A 1,694-nucleotide genomic window follows, 5' to 3' on the forward strand; every position below is an offset into this window, starting at 1 on the left:
GGCACGATTTTGAAGAGGTCTCCGACGAGGCCGATATCGGCGACCTGGAAGATGGGGGCGTCTTCGTCCTTGTTGATGGCGATGATGGTCTTGGAATCCTTCATGCCCGCCAGGTGCTGGATCGCGCCCGAGATGCCGATGGCGATATAGACTTCCGGGGCCACGATCTTGCCGGTCTGGCCGACCTGGTAATCGTTGGGAACATAGCCCGCATCGACTGCGGCGCGGCTCGCGCCGATCCCGGCGCCGAGCTTGTCGGCGAGCGGGGTGATGACCTGCTCGAAGGTTTCCGCATCCTTCAGCGCGCGGCCGCCCGAGACGATCACCTTGGCGCTGGTCAGTTCGGGGCGATCGCTCTCGGCGATCTCTTCGCTGACGAAGGCCGAGATCCCGGCATCGGTCGGGCCGGATACCTCTTCGATTGTCGCCGAACCGCCGGTCGCTTCGGCCTTGTCGAAGGCGGTGCCGCGCACGGTGACGACCAGCTTGGCGTCCGAGCTTTCGACCGTCGCGATGGCGTTGCCGGCATAGATCGGCCGGGTGAAGCTCTTCTCGCCCTCGACCGAGAGGATGTCCGAGATCTGCATCACGTCGAGCAGCGCGGCAACGCGCGGCGCGATGTTCTTGCCAGTGGTGGTCGCAGGCGCGACGAAGGCATCGTGATGGCCCATCAGCTCGGCCACCAGCGGCGCGACATTCTCGGCCAGCGCATGTTCGTAGGCCGCATCGTCGGCAAGGTGGACCTTGCCCACGCCCGCGATTGCTGCGGCCTGTTCGGCCACCGCGCGGCAGCCCGATCCGGCAACCAGCAGGTGGACTTCGCCGAGCTTCGCAGCAGCGGTCACCGCAGCCAGCGTGGCGTCGGCGAGGCTCTTATTGTCGTGTTCGACCCAAACGAGGGTTTTCATATCTGTCTTCCTTCTCGTCTCTGGGGTTCAGGCGATGCCCAGCGCTTTGATCTTGGCGACCAGAGCATCGACATCCTCGACCTTCTCGCCCGCCTGGCGAACCGGGGGCTCGGAGACAGTGGTGGTCTTCAGCCGCGGCGCGGTGTCGACGCCGTAATCGCCCGGGGTCTTGGTATCGAGCGGCTTCTTCTTCGCCTTCATGATGTTGGGCAGCGAGGCATAGCGCGGCTCGTTCAAACGCAAATCGGTGGTGACGATGGCGGGCAGCGTCAGCTTGACCGTCTGCAGGCCGCCATCGACCTCGCGCTTCACGGTGACGTGATCGCCCTCGACCTCGACCGTGTTGGCGAAAGTGCCCTGCGGGCGGCCCATCAGCGCCGCCAGCATCTGGCCGGTCTGGTTCGAATCGTCGTCGATCGCCTGCTTGCCCAGCATCACGATGCCGGGCTCTTCTTCCTCGGCAATCGCCTTCAAGATCTTGGCCACCGCCAGCGGCTCGACCTCGTCCTCGGTCTCGATCAGGATCGCCCGGTCGGCGCCCATCGCCAGCGCGGTGCGCAGCGTCTCCTGCGCCTTGGCCGGGCCGACCGAAACCGCGACGACCTCTTCCGCCTTGCCCGCTTCCTTGATGCGGATCGCTTCCTCCACCGCAATCTCGTCGAACGGGTTCATGCTCATCTTGACGTTGGCAAGATCAACGCCAGACCCATCCGCCTTCACGCGCGGCTTGACGTTGTAATCGATCACCCGCTTCACGGGGACGAGGATTTTCATGCAATACCTTCC

Annotated in this window: 2 protein-coding genes; both read right to left on the minus strand. The window is 64.6% G+C overall.

Annotated elements, in window-relative coordinates; genetic code table 11:
- Positions 1–908: electron transfer flavoprotein subunit alpha/FixB family protein (locus L5849_RS14660; protein ID WP_236926156.1), on the minus strand; the 908-nt coding region annotated here is incomplete at its 3' end.
- A 27-nt stretch (positions 909–935) separates the two neighbouring features.
- Positions 936–1,682, minus strand: coding sequence for an electron transfer flavoprotein subunit beta/FixA family protein (locus tag L5849_RS14665; protein ID WP_236926157.1), 747 nt, complete (start codon positions 1,680–1,682; stop codon positions 936–938).
- Positions 1,683–1,694 lie beyond the last annotated feature (12 nt).

This window comes from Erythrobacter sp. SN021 (assembly GCF_021864455.1).

Coding starts and splice junctions, on each gene's coding strand:
- L5849_RS14665 (WP_236926157.1), bottom strand. CDS start 1,682: ATGAAAATCCTCGTCCCCGTGAAGCGGGTGATCGATTACAACGTCAAG.